This window comes from Ramlibacter sp. (assembly GCF_013697775.1).
In the GTDB taxonomy this organism is placed as follows: Bacteria; Pseudomonadota; Gammaproteobacteria; order Burkholderiales; family Burkholderiaceae_C; genus Ramlibacter.
Genome location: NZ_JACCWG010000225.1, coordinates 1 through 2,201 on the forward strand (window position 1 = coordinate 1; position 2,201 = coordinate 2,201).

Consider the following 2,201-nt stretch of genomic DNA (forward strand, 5'->3'; position numbering starts at 1 on the left):
GGCGCGGCGGCCGGCTTGGCCGGCGGCGCAGCTTCGCGCGCGGCGGCGGCAGGCGCGGAGGCCGTCGCGGTCTCCTTGGCCTCGGCAGCGGCCGGCAGCCCGCCCTTCACGTTGCCCGCGCCTTCCACCTCCAGGTGGATGATGGCCGTGCCGACCGCGATCAGCTGGCCCGGCACGCCGTCCAGCGAGGCGATGGTGCCGGCCACCGGCGACGGGATTTCCACCGTGGCCTTGTCGGTCATCACGTCGGCCAGGATCTGGTCCTCGGCCACCGTGTCGCCCACCTTCACGCGCCACTCCACCAGTTCCACTTCGGCAATGCCTTCGCCGATGTCGGGCATCTTGATTGCGTACAGACCCATGATCAAGCCTCCATCGCGCGCTTGAACGCGGCGGCCACGCGGGTCGGGCCGGGGAAATACGCCCACTCCTGGGCGTGCGGGTACGGCGTGTCCCAGCCGGCGACGCGCTCGATCGGTGCCTCCAGGTGGTAGAAGCAGTGCTCCTGCACCAGCGATGTCAGCTCGGCGCCGAAGCCGCTGGTCTTGGTGGCTTCGTGCACCACGGCGCAGCGGCCGGTCTTGCGCACCGATTCCAGCACCGTGTCGAGGTCGAGCGGCCAGAGCGAGCGCAGGTCGATGATCTCGGCGTCGATGCCGGCTTCCTCGGCCGCGGCGCGGCAGACCCACACCATGGTGCCGTAGGTCACCACGGTCAGTTCCTTGCCGGGGCGGGCAATCGCCGCCTGTTCCAGCGGGATGTTGTAGTAGCCCTCGGGCACCTCGCCCATCGGGTGCTTGGACCACGGCACGACGGGACGGTCGTGGTGGCCGTCGAACGGGCCGTTGTACAGGCGCTTGGGCTCCAGGAAGATCACCGGATCGTCGCACTCGATGGACGAGATCAGCAGGCCCTTGGCGTCGTACGGGTTGCTGGGCATCACCGTGCGCAGGCCGCACACGTGGGTGAAGAAGGCCTCGGGGCTCTGGCTGTGCGTCTGGCCGCCGTAGATGCCGCCGCCGCAGGGCATGCGCACCGTGATCGGCGCGGTGAAGTCGCCGGCCGAGCGAAAGCGCAGGCGCGCCGCTTCCGAGATCAGCTGGTCGGCCGCGGGATAGAAGTAGTCGGCGAACTGGATCTCCGCCACCGGCCGCAGGCCGTAGGCGCCCATGCCCACCGCCGTGCCGACGATGCCGCCCTCGTTGATCGGCGCGTCGAAGCAGCGCGACTTGCCGTACTTGGCCTGCAGGCCTTCGGTGACGCGGAACACGCCCCCGAAATAGCCGACGTCCTGGCCGAACACGACCACGTTGTCGTCGCGTTCCATCATCACGTCCATGGCGGAGCGCAGCGCCTGGATCATGGTCATCGGCTTCTTCTGGCCGGCGGCGCTGGGCACCTGGGTATCGCGTGTCTGGGTCAGCATTTCAAACTCCCATTTCCTGGCGCTGGCGGCGCAGGTGTTCCGGCATGGTGGCGTAAACGTCTTCGAACATGGTGGCGGCGCTGGGGATGCGGCCGTCCAGCAGGGTGCCGTGGCTTTCGGCTTCCTTCTGCGCGACGGCGATCTCGGCCTCCAGTTCCTTGGTGACCTGCTCGTGCTCCTGGTCGGACCAGGCGTTCAGGCCGACCAGGTGGGCCTTCAGCCGCGTGATCGGGTCGCCCAGCGGGAAGCGCTCCCAGTCGTCGGCCGGACGGTACTTGGACGGGTCGTCCGAGGTGGAGTGCGGGCCGCCCCGGTAGGTGACCCACTCGATCAGGGTCGGGCCCAGGTTGGCGCGGGCGCGCTCGGCGGCCCAGCGGGACGCGGCGTAGCAGGCCAGGAAGTCGTTGCCGTCGACCCGCAGCGAGGCGATGCCCATGCCCACGCCGCGCGCGGCGAAGGTGGTGGACTCGCCCCCGGCGATGGCCTGGAACGAGGAGATCGCCCACTGGTTGTTGACCACGTTCAGGATCACCGGCGCGCGATAGACGGTGGCGAAGGTGCAGGCGGCGTGGAAATCGCTCTCCGCCGTCGATCCCTCGCCGCACCAGGTCGCGGCGATCCGCGTGTCGCCCTGCGCCGCCGACGCCATAGCCCAGCCGACCGCCTGCGGATATTGGGTGGCGAGGTTGCCCGAGATGGTGAAGAACGCCCCCTCTTTGGTCGAATACATGATCGGCAGCTGGCGGCCTTTCAGCCGGTCGCCGCTGTTCGAATA

The 2,201-nt window shown here is 69.3% G+C and carries 3 protein-coding genes; all 3 read right to left on the minus strand.

Annotation, left to right across the window (positions count from 1 at the left end; translation table 11 throughout):
• The coding region (locus H0U68_RS11150; protein WP_296355542.1) for a biotin/lipoyl-containing protein at positions 1-362 on the minus strand (362 nt) is incomplete at its 3' end.
• 2 nt (positions 363-364) lie between these two features.
• Positions 365-1,426: an alpha-ketoacid dehydrogenase subunit beta gene (locus H0U68_RS11155; protein ID WP_296355544.1), complete on the minus strand. Its 1,062-nt coding sequence runs from the start codon at positions 1,424-1,426 to the stop codon at positions 365-367.
• A gap of 1 nt (position 1,427) precedes the next feature.
• Positions 1,428-2,201: thiamine pyrophosphate-dependent dehydrogenase E1 component subunit alpha (locus H0U68_RS11160; protein ID WP_296355546.1), on the minus strand; the 774-nt coding region annotated here is incomplete at its 5' end.